We start from the raw sequence: 14355 nt of genomic DNA, 5'->3' as shown, positions 1-14355 counted from the left end.
GGTGTCATGTCCCGTCGAACCGGAAAGCCCTCATACCTGGTCACTCCGCCTGCGCGGCAGAACCGCTCGAGGACGTGGATCGTCGCGGTCGCGGCGGCAGCGGTCCTGGTGGCGGCTCCGGTCGGCGGTCTGGTCGGGCATGCTGTCGGTCGACCGGATCCGACCGAGGCGACAGTGGCGCAGTTGCGCCAGGCGGACGCCGAGCGGGACGCGCAGCAGATCGTCGAGCTCACCGAGATGGCCCAACGCACGGGCGAGGAACTCGCGCCGATCATCCGGGCGGTGCGGCAGGATGCCGAGGCGGGACGTACGCCTGAGCAGGCCCAGGTCGACACGTGGCAGCAGACCATGCGGCGGCTGACCGCCCAGTTCGCCGACCCGCCGTCGGGTATGACCGCCACCAACGTCGCCCGGGGCGGCCTGCGGAGCGCCGTCGACCAGGCGGCCGTGGCTGTCGACTCGGTCGTTCTCGCGCTGGCCGGACCGAGTGCCGGGCGCGCGGAGGCGATGGAACTGGCGGGGCGCCAGGCGACCCTCGCCGTCACCACATGGTCGGTCGCCGCGACCCAGCTCGACCAGATCAACATCGACGCCGGCCAGGGCCACAAGCACGTCCACCTCGATGTGGGCGAGGTGGACGGTGCGCTCGGTCCGGACGGCTCGGCCGAGGGCACCGGCGGCTGACCACCCGCCTCCCGGCTGATCCACTTTACCGGCCACCGGAATCAGCGCGTCCTATCGACAGGTCATCGTCGTCGACGAGACCGTCCTGACCGGATGATCGCGTTCGCAGCTGCGTCGGCACTTGCGAATCGGTATCGCATCCGATGCATAATGGGCGACGGGCTGAGCGCGTCGGGGCAAGTACCAAAAGTGATCTGCCGACTTCAATGGAGGCACCTCCATGGCATTGATTCCGGCGGCTGGTGCAGGTTGTAGTGGGCCGTCGACCCCACCGCCACGAGTCGAGTCCCCCGGAACGGTCAATTCCGAGGTCGAGTGGGACGGCTTCGACCCGCGCGCCTACGTCCAGCACAACTACTCGGTCCTGCGCGACGATGATCGCGAAATTCTCTGTCGGATCAGAGACTTTTTCGCGGAAGCGAAGATTACTGGCGCGCACTGCGTCGATGTGGGATCGGGCGCGAACCTCTACCCGGCGCTGTCCCTTCTGCCATTCGCGCGCAGCGTCGAACTGTGCGAATATTCCACGGCGAATGTGCGCTGGTTGCGTCACCAGATCAGTGGCTATGACGAGTGCTGGGATGCGTACTGGCAGGTGTGCGCGGAGCACCCGGCGTACGCGGCGTTGGCCGACCCCCGCAGTCACCTGGCCCGGGTGGGTCACGTGTCCCAGCTCAGCGTCTTCGACCTGCCCAGACGGGCCTGGGGCGCGGGCACCATGTTCTTCGTGGCCTGCTCGATCTCGGCTGACCGCAGCGAGGCCGAGCACGCGATCGGCCGGTTCCTGGGGGCCCTGCACCCCGGTTCGCCGTTCGCCGCGGCCTTCATGCTGGGCTCGAACGGTTACCGCGTCGGACAGCACTGGTTCCCGGCCGTGCAACTGCACCGTGCGGAAGTGGTGGTGAGCATCGCGGCCGGAGCGTACGACGTGGACATGCACGAGGTGCGACCCACGCCGTCGCTGCGGGACGGCTATCAGGGCATGTTGCTGGTCACCGGACGTAGTCGCGGCTGACGTCGCACATTGTCCGCCGGGGATCCCCGCATCGCTCTCACCTGGACGCTTGGCTCACCTGGTTTCCCCAGGACATCGGTACGCACGGCCGTTCAGGTCACGCACCGACAGGGATACGATGATGGGTGCACGTCATCGTGGATCATCGTGAGCCAGGCAACATCAGCAGCTCCGTTTCGACGACTACAGCAGACGGTGGTGGACCATGCGGATGCAGCCGCGCCAGGAGATTCTCGACATCTGGCGAGCCACGGTGCGCAGCTGCCTACGCGACGGTGAATGGGATTGGGGCGGCCGGAGCGGCTCCAATTCCATCAGCGACGCGGAGCAACTGCTGACTCTGCTGCTGCCGGCGACCAAGATCCCGGTGTTGTCCCTGGACGACCCGGACCGGATCGACGAAGAGGTCATCGAGGCCCTCGGCACGATCGGTGGCGCGATAGAGATTCCCCGCCGACTGGTCCGGATCATGAGCGAGTACTTCGTCCGCTACACGGACGACACCGGCGCGCCGACCTTCGGTGGTGGCAGCTACCTCACCCCTGTCGAGGGTGGGCCGGATCTCACCGAGGAGCAGCGCTCCATGGATGTGGTCGACTCCTTCGCGGTGTCGGTCACGCTCACCCTGGCGACAATCGGTTTCGTCAAGATCTATCGTCCCTCCACCCAGCGGGCCGACCTGCGCGCCCAACTGGACACGTTGGAGGAGATGGCGAGCGTACGCCTCACCGCGGCCATGGTCGGCCTGCTCCGTAGCTTCAGCACCTCGGTCTTCGCCGCGACCGACGAGTTCGGCATCCGGCTGTGCGACATGGTCAACCAGGACGAGGTGCCGCGCCGCGAGGTGGTGGCCGCGTTGCGTACGCAGTTGCGGGACACCATGGCGAGCCTGCGCAACGTGGTGGTCGGGTCCGGTCAGGTCACCGAGGACCTGGACAACAGCGAGATGCTCTTCGAGTGTGGCTGGTCGTGGGGGACCATCGCCGGTGCCGACGAGGTCGCGACGACCGACCCGATCGGCCGGCAGCGCGAGGGCACCGCGGAGAACGCCCCGTATCTCTACTTCACGGTGATCGCGGTCGACGCCATCGACGATCTCAACTCCGAACGTACCCGGCTGCTCGGTCTGCTCAACGAGGAACAGCAGCGGCTGTTCCGGATTCTGCAACTGCGGTGGGAGTTGACCCGGCGTTACTGGGCGACGGTGGCGACATTCGGCAACCGGCGGCGGTGGCCGATCGAGGACATTCCCTGGCGTACCACCGACGGCGACCGGACGGACTACTACACGTTGCAGGCCACCTCGCTGGCGGTCAAAGGGCTCGTCGCCAGCGGGCGCGGCGGCGACGAGGAGTTCGGGCGGATCGCGAACGTGCTCGTCGAGCTGGCGCAGCGGGGCCGGATCACCCGCCGAGCCTCGCCCAACGAGGCCGCCCTGGTCGTGCACGCCCCCGGCAAGCAGGTGACCCTGAACGACGCCACGTCGAAGCCGATCATGACGTGGAACGTCAACGAGTTCTCCACTGTGCTGCTCCAACGGGCGACCACCGTCGCCGGCCTGCTGAACAATGCCCGACGCCGCAGCGAGCTGCTCGAACTCGCCGACGAGGTGTGGGAGCACCTCCTGCTGCGGCGCATCCCCGAGGGCCGGCACCGAGGGCTGTGGGACCATGCCGGCGGCGCGTTCCCCGAGTTGGCCCCGCTGCCCGAGGCACCCTCCTGGTACCTGACCGAGCGCGTCGTCCAGGCCCTGGTCAACGCCGGTCAGCTGCTCTGGGAGCGGCAGTTCCCCCGGGCGGTGAACCTTGCCACCTACGCCCAGGACCTCATCGACGAGGCCGAGTACGTGTTCGACCGTGAGCTGATGAGCGGCACGTTCGCCGGTGAGCCCATGCAGCGCAGCATGCGCAGCATCCGGGCTACGCTGCGCCGTGCGCAGTCGCTTGTGGACGACCAGCCGGGTACGGCCGCCGCGCTGGCGAGCACCCTGCTGCTCCAGCTCAACGACATCACCACCGGCCAACAGAAGGCCAGCGAGGGGATCTGAATGCTGGTCTTCGTCACGTCGCACAAGGGTGGCACCGGGCGCTCGGTGACCGCGGCGAACATCGCCTATCGCAGTGCGCTCTCCGGCCGCTCCACCTGCTATCTGGACTACGACTTCGGCTCGCCGACGGCCGGCATCACCTTCCAGATCCCCCAGGCGACGAACGGCATCGAGGGCGCCGGTCCGAACGGCGGCGGCCTGCACCGGTACCTGCGCGGTGAGATCCCGTCACCGGAGCAGCTGGACGTGTGGGGCACCTCGGAACGGGTCAGCCTGCGCCAACGGCCGACCGGCTCGGGTTCGTTGGTGCTGCTGCCCGGGCAGCGCAGCGGCAGCGAGTTCGGCTTCACCGACGACATCGGCCGACGCTGCGCCGAGCTGTTCCTCCGGCTGGAGGAGGAGTTCGACCTGACCCTTGTGGATCTGAGCGCCGGTCGCTCGTACGCCAGCCAGATCGCGCTTGCCGCCACCGCCAACCGGACCCTGCGCAAGGTGACGGTGCGGTGGCTGGTCTTTCATCGCTGGACGCCGCAGCACGTGATGGCGGCGGCCGACCTCGCCTTCGAGTCCGGCGGGATCCTGGCCATGGGCAAGGAGTACGGCCACGAGCCGGACCGGCTACGGGAGTCGCTGCGGTTCGTGCGGACCGCCGTGATCGATGCACGCGGTCCCGAGGTTGGCCATCTCGACCTGGCGCAGCAGGCGTTCCTGCGCAGGTGTGACGCGGAACTGGCGGAGCTGGCTCGCAGGCGGGGCACCGGCCGGACCACGCTGCTCGGCGCGGTGCCGTTGGATCCGCTGCTGCAATGGCGCGAGCAGCTCATCTCCGACAACGACGTCCAGGCCAAGATCGCCAATGCCCGGACCGTGGACGCCTTCGTGGGGCTGACCGAGAAGCTCTTCGACGAGACCGCATGGGAGACCGTGTGATGAGCGTGGATGTCAGGTTTCAGGAGGCAGCTGCGGTGCGTCGTACGGAGAGCGTGCCGTACTCGCATCTGTCGGTCGAGTTGGGGCACGTCTACGCCGAGGACTTCGGCGACGGGTGCCGGGATCTGCGGCGCAAGTTCGCCCGGATCGCCGACTGGGCGCAGGCGGTCCCGGCGCTCGCCCGTCGAGGGCTGCGCCCCCACCGGCAACCCAGGATCAGCACCTGCTTCCTCGTCGACGACTACTTCCACCGGTTCGCCACACCGCGCGAGGTGATCCCGCAGGTGCAGCAGGCCGCAGCGGAGCACGGGCTGGTGCTCGACTACGTGGCGCGCGAGTCCAGCTTCGCCCGCTACGACGACGTCGAACTGGCCCGGCTGGTGGTGGACACGCTCGTGGTGGAACCGCCACGGCACACCACGGGGAGTCGCCCACCGCTGAGTGAGTCGGGCTGGCTGTCCAACGGCAAGCGGACCCCGGGTCATGCCGATGCGCCCGCGATGACGCTGCCGGTGCCGTGGTCCCCGCCGTTGCAGTCCGGCGACGCGCCGCACTCGATTTTCGTCGACATCGAACTGTGGTCCGACGAGCCGGACCGTCGGGTGTGGGCGTGCGCGCTGCTCGCCTCGGTGTGGCAGATGACCCGGCTGGGCGTCCTGCGGCACCGGGGACAGACGATCACCCAGCCGTACCGGCTGCCTCCCGACGAGCCGCTGCCGACCGACTGGGACCGGCTGCCCGCGATCGTCCAGTTGAACCCGGACGCCACGCCGTTCTGCGGGTACCGCACGGTGACGCTCATGGACACCCGCTATCTCCCGGTCGAGTTGGCCGTACGGACCATCCTCGGGCAGGTGGCGGTGCCACCCGCTGTCGCGAAGCAGGTAGCCAAGCGGGCCGGCAGCGAGGGCCTGGAGTTGCCCGACGAACTTGTCGACCGGCTGAGCTACGTGTTCATCGGCGAGTGATCAGCCGCGTGGTGCCTGCGCACCGCGCCCGACCCTGCGGTCCGACGGGCCGCTGCCGGCGGTCGAGAAGGGTTCGGTGAGCGTGGCCGACCCGTACGACTGACTCGCCGCCCGGGCGGCCAGGTCGCGCAGGATGGCCATGTTGCCGACGGTGATCTGATCCCGGATCCAGTTGACCGAGGACTGCCACTGCCGGCTGAACCCCGGAACCTGCTCCAGCCGGTCCCAGATCGGCCGCAGTCGCGGGTCGACCCGGGCACCTGGCAGCCACAGGTGCAGCAGGTGCTCCAGCACCGGCCGCAGCCGTTCGATGTGCTCCTGCGTCGAGCCGGCGCGGGTCACCGCGGCTTCCACCAGGGCGGACAGCATGGTGAGCAGCCAGTCGTGCAGGGCGAGATCCTCGCAGAGGCCGGCGACCGCCGCCGGCACGTCCTGCGGGCTCACCGTGAGCCGTACGGTGCGCAACGTCGGTGAGTCCACCGCGACGTCAGCCGTGGCGTGCTCGCCCGGTTGCCGGTGCACCTGCGCGGTCCAGCGCAGCCGGGTACGCGCCGCACGCAGCGGCGGACGCCGGTCCAGCAGGTCGGACATCTGGACACTGTCGAGCACCCGACCGGTGATCGCGTCCAGGTTCAGCACGTCGGCGGCGTTGCCGTGCAGGAAGCCGTTTGTCAGGTCGTCGGCGTCCAGCTTGCCGACCGTCTCCAGCACACCCGAGTTGGCCAGGTAGTGCGACCACGGTCGGCGGCGCTCCCCGGCGACCACCTGGATGATGGAGGAGGCCTGCACGATCCGCCCGCCGGTGATGACCGCCCGGGTGACCACCGCACCGACCCCACGCAGTTGGCGGTTCTTCGCGCTCGGCAGCCAGCAGTCCACACCGGTACGGACATCGGGCGAGACCGCGTACAGCGACGGACGCCGCGAGGTCAGCACGGCCTCGCCCTCCACCAGGTTGAGCACCTCGGCGCTCTGGTCCTGCGCCAGCGCCGTGCTGTGCTGCAGCAGGCTGGTGTGCACCTCGCCCACCGTGAGCATGGTTCCTCCGCATCGGCACCACGGGGGACACCGGCGGGCATGGGCCTGCGGCCGGTGACCGGATCGAATCCGTCCCGCGGTCATCATAGGCCCATCCGTGGTGGGAAAGCCGATATGTGCCCTCGGGTGCGGACTCACGGGACCGATGGATGTGACAACGGCTGATATTTTGAAGAATGCGGTCGCCAGCCACCCCTGGAGTTTGCCGTCGATGAAGGTATACATTTCGGCCACCCAAAAGGACCTGCTGGAATACCGCGCGGCCGTGCACGCGGTGGCGCGTCGCCTGGAGATCGAGGACGTCGCCATGGAGGCGTACGGGGCCGACGTCCGCCCACCTCTGGAACGCTGTTTGACCGACGTACGCCGATGTGACCTCTATGTGGGTCTCTTCGCCTGGCGCTACGGTTACCGGCCGGCCGGCCAGGAGTCCTCCATCACCGAGCTGGAATACCGGGAGGCACTCGCCGCCGGCAAACCGTGCCTGATCTTTCTGCTCGCCGAGGAGACGCCGTGGCCGGTCGACATGATCGACCGTAACGGCGACTGGCAGCAGATCGTGGCCCTGCGGCACGAGCTGAAGGAACGCCACCTGTGCGCCTTCTTCTCCAGCGTGGACGATCTGTCGGCGAAGGTCACCGTGGCGCTTGCCGATGTGCGCAGCGGTCGGTCACCCGCGCGTGAGCCGGGCGACCCCGACACCCACCTGCCGGAGGCGGCCCGCAGCCAGTACCACAAGCAACTCCGGCTGCGGTACCAGGCGGTGCCGCTGGACGCGGTGGCGCCACGGCCCACCATCGGCTACCTCACCGTCGGGTTGTCCAACGTCTTCGTCGAGCCGAGGGTGCACGAGGACGCCCGGCCGGAGATGCCGCTGGCCTGGTGGCGCTGGGCCGGATCCGGCCCGGACGGTGACGGGGGCGCGCTGCCCGGTGTGGTGGACCCGAGGGACGTCGAGCGGCTCTGGGAGGAGTACGCGGCCAAGGAGGCGTCGCCACTGTTCGACGTGGTCTGCGACCCGGCCCGCCGGGCCATCGTGCTGCTCGGCGATCCCGGTTCCGGCAAGTCGGCTGCCGCCCGCTACCTCGCCCTCGCGCTGGCCGGGGTCTGCGAGGAGCCCAGGCTGGCGGCGCTGGACAGATACCTTCCCGTCCTCGTCGAACTCCGGTCGTACGCGGCGCATCGCGGTGACGGCCGCTGCGACGGCCTGCTCGACTACGTAGGCCACCGCCACCAGCAGGGGCTGGCCGGCATCGACCGGGACGTGCTGGAGGCGTACCTGCGGCAGGGCGGCCAGGCGCTGTTCCTCTTCGACGGGCTGGACGAGGTGTTCGACCCGGCGCAGCGGGAGGAGATGGCGGCGCAGATCGCCACCTTCGCCAACGAGTACCCCGGGGTGCGTACCGTGGTGACCTCGCGGGCGGCCGGGTACCTGCGGCACACCTTCGCCAACGCCGGATTCGACCACTTCACCCTGGAGGATCTCGACGACGAGCGGATCGCCCGCTTCCTCGGCAACTGGTACGAGTACGTGATGCCGACCCCGTCGGTCGAGGCGGACCGGCAACGGCGGCAGATCCTCGACGTGGTGCGAAGGTCCAGGGCGATGCACGAGATCGCCGGCAACCCGTTGCTGCTGATGCTCATGGCGATCGTCGGTCGGGACCGCCCGTTGCCCCGGAACCGTCGCCGCCTCTACGCACACGTCACAGATGTGCTGATCTCGGAATGGGACGTGACCAAGCAACTGCGGGAGAGCCACGGCGACGTGCCGCCGCTGGACCCGCAGGCGAAGCTGCGACTGCTGCGCCACCTGGCGTTCTGGATGCAGTGCCGGGAGTCGGGGCCGGCCGGCAATTACATCGAGGCGGATGAACTGTCGCGGATCTTCCGGGACCATCTGGTCGAGTTCTACGGTTTCGAGAACGAACGCGCACACGCCATGGCGTACTCGATGATCGACAAATTGCGCCAGCGCAGTTTCATCCTGGAACGGTACGGGCTGCGCCTGTTCGGGTTCGTGCACCGTACGTTTCTGGAGTTCTTCTGTGCCGAGGAGATCGTGGACAGGTTCGATCACGACCCGGAGACCTGGGGGATCGACCAGTTGCGTGCGCTGTTCCGGGAGAACTGGGCAGATCCGTCCTGGCGGGAGGTGTTGCGGCTGGTCGCCGGCGCGCTGCCCGCCGAGGTCGCCAACGAACTGGTCACCCTGCTGGCCACCGAGGTCAACCGGCCGTGGCCGCCGCTGAACCTGGCCAGTCCACCGTGGAACCTGGTGCTGGCCGCGCAGTGCGTGGCGGAGGCGCCGCAGCCGGCTGGGCTGGCCGGTGCCGGCGAGGCGGTGCTGCGCCAGGTCGTGCTGCTCGTCGAGCACGGCATCTCGGCCGACGATCCGAACCTCGTCGAGGTCACCGAGCAGGAACTGCTCTCCTCGATCCGGGCGCTCGGACCGCAGTGGCCCGGCCGGGCCGTCTTCCTGCACTGGTACCGCCGACGAGGGGTGCGTACCAGCTGGCGCTCCGGATCGACGTTCGCCACCCGGGCGGCGGCGGTGCTGTCCACCGCCGATGAGCAGCTGGAGGACCTGCTGGTCCGGGAGCTCGGCCAGGGTCGGGAGCGGCAGGCGCGGATCGCCCTGGTCGCCGGCCTGGCCGAGGCCGCCGGGAGGTTGGACACCACCGGGCGCAGTCGCCGCCACTGTCAGGATCTGCTGCTGACGCAGGCGCGGGCGGAAGGCTCGACCGCGGTACGGCAGGCCGCGGTGCGTGCTCTCGTCGCCAACTTCGGCACCGGCGGCGACCTGGTCGAGGTGCTGCGCGACCTCGCCGGCTCGCCCGACGCGGCGGTCCGCGCCCTGGCGGTGCAGTCCCTCGGCGGGCGGACCGAGCTGGCCGAGGACGTCCGACGACTGCTGCTGACGCGGGCCACGGACGACCGGGACACAGGTGTCCGGCGGGCCGCCGTGACGGTGCTCGCGGGTCGCTGCCTCGACCTGCCCGACGTCACCGAGACGCTGCACCGCCTGCTGGCCGCCGACACCGACCCCGGTGTGGTGCAGTCCGCGCTGCGGTGCCTGCTCACCCTCCCCGAGCAGAGCGAGACGGCCCGTGGCCGGGCCCTGTCGCGGATCTCCGGCGATTCCGAGGACGAGGTGCGACGTTGCCTGGTGTGCGAACTGCTGCCGGGCGGCACGGACGGCACCGAGCTGCTGCTCAAACTTGCCGGCTCGGACGCCTCGGCGCGGGTGCGTGCGGTGGCGGTACAGCGACTGGTGCTGGTCAACGACCCGGACGGACGGTGCCGGGACCGGCTGGTGGACCGGATCGAGCAGGACGAGGACGCCTCGGTGCGGTCGGCCGCTGTGGTGGCGCTGACCGACAGGTACCGGGTGGACGACAGCGGGTGGGTGGTGGCCGCGCAGGCGGCACGGACCGACGACGACGCCACGGTGCGGCTCGCCGCGGTTCGTGCGCTGGCCGAGGCGTACCCGGATCACCGCACCGGCGAGCTGCTGCTGGAACGGGCCCGCCAGGATCCCACAGCGGGCGTCCGGCTCGCCGCCGTCGACCTGCTCACCGGCCGGCCACCGCTCGGGCACGCCACGCGTGAGCTGCTCATCAGCCGGGCCGCCCGGGAGCGGGACCCGATCGTGCGGCTGCGGGTCACCCGCAGCCTGGCCCGCCTTGGTGATCCGCTCGACACGGCAGTTGTCGAGTGCCTCGCCGAACAGGTCCGCCGCGATCCCGATCCGAACGTGCTGCGTGCCGCCGCGCAGGCGCTGGCCCGCCATGGTGGCACCGAGGCGCTTGTGGAGACCCTGTCCCGGCGGGCCCGCCGGGACAGCTACGCCGGCATCCGACTCGCCGCCGTGGAGACCCTCAGCGCGTACGGCGGCCCGGACGTGGTGACCGACGTGCTGCTGGAGCGCATCGAGTCCGACACCGACCCGGCGGCGTTCGACGCTGCGGTGTGCTGCCTGATCGCCCGGGGCGAGACCGCGATGGCGGTGACGCTGCGGTTGATGCGCCGACTGGCCGACCGGGATCCGGCGATCCGGGCCCGCATCGCGGCGGCGCTCGGCGAGCATTTCGGCAACGACCCGGAGGTCCGGGTGCTGTTGGTGGGGCTGGTGCGTGACGATCCGGCGCTGGAGGTGCGGCGTCGGGCCGCGGAGCAACTCGCGGCCCACCTGGCTGACCGGACCGGGGTGCGGGAGCTGCTGATGCGGCTGGTCGACGACGAGGACTGGGAGATCCGCCGTACCTCGCTGCTCGCACTCGCCCGGCACTACGGTGCGGACACCCGGACCCGGCCGATCCTCGTCCGGCTGGCCGGTCAGCCCGACCCCACCGTACGGGGTCTCGCCGGCCAACTGCTGGCGACGCTACCCGGCACCGGCCCGGACGACTTCCCGGGACCGGCTGCCGCCGGGTGACCGGGGCGGACAGTGTCCCCGCGGCGGTGGGGACCGGTTGGTCTCATGGCTCGGCCGCGACGTCGGCGGGGGCCGCCGCGGCCGGGTAGACCCGGGTTTCGGCAGCCTTGACGGCAGCCCAGAGTGTCCGCCCGGGGGCCAGGTTCAGCTGGGCGGCGGCGGCCGGGGTGATGTCGGCCGCCACAGTGACCGGGCCACCGAGCTGCACCCGCAGGTTGTCGCCGTGGCGTTGAATCCCGGTGATGGTGGCCGGCCAGGTGTTGCGGGGGCTGCCGTCGGGACGACCGGGATGCAGTGCCACGGCCGACGGCGCGAACGCGACGAAGACGTCACCGGCGTGCTGGTCACCGGTGACGAGGTGGAATCCGTCGGTGAGCAGGACCCGGTGTCCGTCGGCATGACCTCGGTAGAGGTTGAGACCGACTAGCCGGGCGACGTAGTCGGTGCGCGGCCGGGCGGTGACGGTGGCGACGTCGCCCTCCTGCACCACCTGCCCGTTCTCGATGATGACGAGCCGGTCGGCGAGTACGACGGCGTCGATCGGGTCGTGGGTGACCAGCAGGGTGGCGCCGCAGTGGCCGGCGAGGTGGTGTTGGAGCTGGGCGCGAGTGTCGAGTCGGGTACGGGCGTCGAGGGCGGCGAGCGGCTCGTCCAGCAGGAGCAGGGCAGGTTCGACGGCGAGCGCACGAGCCAGCGCCACCCGTTGGGCCTGCCCGCCGGAGAGGTGCCGAGGTTTGCGTCGGGCGTGTTCGGCGAGCCCGACCCGGGCCAGCCAGTCCGCTGCCCGCTGTCGGGCCCGGTGCCGGTCGAGGCCCTGGCGACGCGGCCCGAACGCGATGTTGTCCAGGGCGGTCAGGTGCGGGAAGAGCAGGTAGTCCTGGAAGACGACACCGATCGGCCGCTGCTCGGTCGGGGTCCACAGGCGACGGGCGGGATCGTCCAGGTGACGGCCCTCGATGCTGAGGTGCCCGTCGGTGAGGGGGATCAGGCCGGCGAGGGCACGCAGCGCTGTCGTCTTGCCGGCGCCGTTGGGCCCGAGGAGGGCGACGACCTCGCCGGGACCGATGGTCAGCGGCAGGTCGAGTCGGAAGGTGCCACGGTCCACGACGAGGTGGGCGTCGAGCACCGCACCGGCGGGCCGTGGGTCGGCGCCGGGCACGCTCGGGTCGGCGGTCACGGGCTGCTGAGCCAGCGGTCGCGGAGGCTGACCAGAATCACCACCGAGACGGTGAGCAGGACGAGACTGAGCACGATCGCCGCCTCCAGGTCGGTTTCGAGGGCGAGGTACACCGCGAGCGGCATGGTCTGGGTACGGCCGGGGAAGTTACCGGCGAAGGTGATGGTGGCGCCGAACTCGCCGAGCGCCCGGGCCCAGCACAGCACCGCTCCGGCGGCGATACCCGGCGCGACGAGCGGGAGCGTGACGTGGGTGAAGGTGGTCCACCGGCCGGCGCCGAGGGTGGCCGCCGCCTCCTCGTACCGCACGTCCGCGCCGCGTAGCGCGCCCTCGACGGCGATGACCAGGAACGGCATCGCGACGAAGGCCTCGGCGAGAACCACGCCTGTGGTGGTGAACGGCAGGGTGAGCCCGAAGGTGCTGTCGAGCCAGCCGCCGACGATGCCCCGCCGGCCGAAGACGAGCAGCAGTGCCACGCCGCCGACCACCGGCGGCAGCACCAGCGGCACGGTGACCAGGGCACGCACCAGGCGACGGCCCGGGAAGTCGACGCGGGCGAGCAACCAGGCCAGAGGCACCCCGAGGACGAGGCAGAGCAGCGTGGCGAGGGTGGCGGCCTGCACGGACAGGCGCAGCGCGGTGAGCACCCCCGGCTCGGTGAGGCGCTGCGGGAGCGTGCTCCACGGTGTCCGGATCAGCAGACCGGCCAGCGGCAGCACCAGGAAGAGCAGGCCGAGGGTGGCGGGCAGCAGCAGTGCCACGGGTACCGGACCGGTTCGCCGGGGTCGTGGTGGTGGCGCGGGCCGGTCGGGCCGCGCCGCCACGGCGTCGCGCGGGGACATCGACTACGGGGCCTGGAACCCGGCGGCGGTGAGGACCGACTGACCGGGGCTGGAGCGCACATGGTCGACGAACGCCCGGGCGGCCGGTCTGTTCGGGGCGTTCTTCACCACGACTATCGGATAGTCGTTTGTCGCCCCGGCCGATTCGGGGAACTCGATGCCGTCGACGTCGTCGTCGGCGGCCCGTGCGTCGGTGCGGTAGACAAGTGCCGCGTCGACCTCGCCCAGCCGCACCTTGGACAGCGCCGCCTTGACGTCCCGCTCCAGGGTGACCGGGGTGAGTGCCACCCCGGCGGCGTCCAGGGCCTTCCGCGCCGCCGCGCCACAGGGGACCTGTTCGGCGCAGAGCGCCACCTTGACGTCCGGCTGGTTGAGGTCGGCCAGGCCGTTCACCCCGTCCGGGTTGCCGTCGGGTACCGCGATCACGAGCTGATTGCGGATGAAGACACTCGGGTTGCCGTCGCCGTTACCGGCGTCGATGACAGTGGTCATGTTCGCTGGCGAGGCGGAGGCGAACACGTCCGCCGGTGCCCCCTGGTTGATCTGGGTCGCGAGGGCGGAACTGCCGGCGAAGCTGAAGGAGACCCGCAAGCCCGGATTCGCCGCCTCGAAGTCCTCGCCGATCCGGGTGAACGACTCGGTGAGCGAGGCGGCGGCGAAGACCGTGACGTCGCCGGCCACGGCACCGGCCCCGGGGCGCGGGTCGCTGCTCTGCTGGCCACCGCCGCAGCCGACCAACGCGACAATCGTCATGACGGAGAACAGGACCGACAGTCGTGCCGTCATGAGCCGTTCCTCCTGATGTCCGGGTGGGCCGGGGGTTTCTCCACGACGACTGTCGTCGACTTGATCACCGCGATCGCCACCGAGCCGACGGTGAGCCCCAGATCGTCGACGGCCTCGCGGCTCATCAGCGACACCACCCGGAACCTGCCGGCCTGGATGTCCACCTGGGCCATCACGGCGTCCTTGACCACGGCGGTGACGATGCCCCGCAACCGGTTACGAGCCGAGGACTCGTCCGCCCGGTCGTCCGGGTCGTCAGCCTGCGCTCGGACGAAAGCGGCCAGGTCGACGCCGTCGATGACCCGGTGTCCCTGTTCGTCGCGGGCGGCGCTGAGGCGGCCGGCGTCGACCCAGCGCCGTACCGTGTCCGCGCTGACGCCCAGCAGGTCCGCCGCCTCGCCCATGCGAAACATCGTCACGGCGCTCACCC

The 14355-nt window shown here is 70.5% G+C and carries 11 protein-coding genes; 6 read left to right on the top strand and 5 right to left on the bottom strand.

What is annotated here, in order from left to right; translation table 11 throughout:
• Nucleotides 1-6 precede the first annotated feature (6 nt).
• The 5 genes from Van01_RS20660 (at nucleotide 7) to Van01_RS20640 (ending at nucleotide 5644) form a co-directional block, all read left to right on the top strand.
• Nucleotides 7-684: a hypothetical protein gene (locus Van01_RS20660; RefSeq protein ID WP_204010076.1), complete on the top strand. Its 678-nt coding sequence runs from the start codon at nucleotides 7-9 to the stop codon at nucleotides 682-684.
• A gap of 220 nt (nucleotides 685-904) precedes the next feature.
• Nucleotides 905-1699 carry an SCO2525 family SAM-dependent methyltransferase gene (locus Van01_RS20655; RefSeq protein WP_204010073.1) on the top strand — a complete coding sequence of 265 codons (795 nt, stop codon included), beginning with the start codon at nucleotides 905-907 and terminating at the stop codon, nucleotides 1697-1699.
• A 205-nt stretch (nucleotides 1700-1904) separates the two neighbouring features.
• Nucleotides 1905-3746: an SCO2524 family protein gene (locus Van01_RS20650; RefSeq protein ID WP_204010070.1), complete on the top strand. Its 1842-nt coding sequence runs from the start codon at nucleotides 1905-1907 to the stop codon at nucleotides 3744-3746.
• Nucleotides 3747-4676: an SCO2523 family variant P-loop protein gene (locus Van01_RS20645; protein ID WP_204010067.1), complete on the top strand. Its 930-nt coding sequence runs from the start codon at nucleotides 3747-3749 to the stop codon at nucleotides 4674-4676.
• Nucleotides 4676-5644 (top strand): SCO2522 family protein, encoded by a 969-nt coding sequence (locus Van01_RS20640; RefSeq protein WP_239093118.1) that lies wholly within the window; start codon nucleotides 4676-4678, stop codon nucleotides 5642-5644. Before Van01_RS20645 ends, Van01_RS20640 begins: the two co-directional genes overlap by 1 nt.
• Here Van01_RS20640 and Van01_RS20635 read toward each other — a convergent pair whose 3' ends face one another.
• Nucleotides 5645-6682, bottom strand: a complete 1038-nt coding sequence (locus Van01_RS20635; protein WP_204010064.1) for an SCO2521 family protein — start codon at nucleotides 6680-6682, stop codon at nucleotides 5645-5647. It lies immediately after the preceding gene.
• A gap of 211 nt (nucleotides 6683-6893) precedes the next feature.
• Here Van01_RS20635 and Van01_RS20630 point away from each other — a divergent pair, with 211 nt between their 5' ends.
• Nucleotides 6894-11120, top strand: coding sequence for a HEAT repeat domain-containing protein (locus Van01_RS20630; protein ID WP_204010061.1), 4227 nt, complete (start codon nucleotides 6894-6896; stop codon nucleotides 11118-11120).
• 43 nt (nucleotides 11121-11163) lie between these two features.
• Here the strand turns inward: Van01_RS20630 and Van01_RS20625 are convergent, their stop codons facing one another.
• Genes Van01_RS20625 through Van01_RS20610 form a run of 4 tightly spaced genes read right to left on the bottom strand, consistent with a single transcriptional unit; the run spans nucleotide 11164 to nucleotide 14344 of the window.
• The gene (locus tag Van01_RS20625; RefSeq protein ID WP_239099192.1) at nucleotides 11164-12297 is read right to left on the bottom strand and encodes an ABC transporter ATP-binding protein; all 1134 of its coding nucleotides are present in this window, start codon (nucleotides 12295-12297) and stop codon (nucleotides 11164-11166) included.
• On the bottom strand, nucleotides 12294-13139 hold the full coding sequence (locus Van01_RS20620) for an ABC transporter permease (RefSeq protein ID WP_204010058.1): 846 nt from the start codon (nucleotides 13137-13139) through the stop codon (nucleotides 12294-12296). The genes Van01_RS20625 and Van01_RS20620 overlap by 4 nt, the downstream gene beginning before the upstream one ends.
• A 3-nt stretch (nucleotides 13140-13142) precedes the next feature.
• Nucleotides 13143-13925 (bottom strand): molybdate ABC transporter substrate-binding protein, encoded by a 783-nt coding sequence (gene modA, locus Van01_RS20615; RefSeq protein ID WP_204010044.1) that lies wholly within the window; start codon nucleotides 13923-13925, stop codon nucleotides 13143-13145.
• Nucleotides 13922-14344 carry a TOBE domain-containing protein gene (locus Van01_RS20610; protein WP_204010041.1) on the bottom strand — a complete coding sequence of 141 codons (423 nt, stop codon included), beginning with the start codon at nucleotides 14342-14344 and terminating at the stop codon, nucleotides 13922-13924. The genes modA and Van01_RS20610 overlap by 4 nt, the downstream gene beginning before the upstream one ends.
• Between the last annotated feature and the right edge of the window lie 11 nt (nucleotides 14345-14355).

The sequence above is a fragment of the Micromonospora andamanensis genome (assembly GCF_016863495.1).
In the GTDB taxonomy this organism is placed as follows: Bacteria; Actinomycetota; Actinomycetes; order Mycobacteriales; family Micromonosporaceae; genus Micromonospora; species Micromonospora andamanensis.
This window is presented reverse-complemented; position numbering and strand designations above follow the sequence as displayed.